Source organism: Mangrovimonas sp. ST2L15 (assembly GCF_001280515.1).
Classification (GTDB): Bacteria; Bacteroidota; Bacteroidia; order Flavobacteriales; family Flavobacteriaceae; genus Mangrovimonas; species Mangrovimonas futianensis.
Genome location: NZ_LBIQ01000012.1, coordinates 1 through 219, shown reverse-complemented (window position 1 = coordinate 219; position 219 = coordinate 1). Strand labels below are relative to the sequence as shown.

Here is a 219-nt window from a genome sequence, read left to right as displayed (position 1 = left end):
GTAACTGATAACGATGGCAATACAACAACACAAACCCAAACCATTACCGTGGAGGACAACACGCCTCCGGTGCTTGTTGGCGTTCCTGCCGATGTGACCGTAGAATGTGATGCCATACCCGCTCCTGTTGTGGTTACCGCAACAGACAACTGTGATACAACCCTTACAGTTAGCTATTCAGAAACTACCAATACCGTCAATGATGGTGTTGGAACTATC

1 protein-coding gene is annotated in these 219 nt (G+C 47.5%); it reads left to right on the top strand.

The genetic code is table 11. The features are described 5' to 3' along the window. A partial coding sequence (locus tag ZA07_RS16105; protein WP_197276675.1) for a hypothetical protein occupies positions 1-219 on the top strand: 219 nt, incomplete at both ends.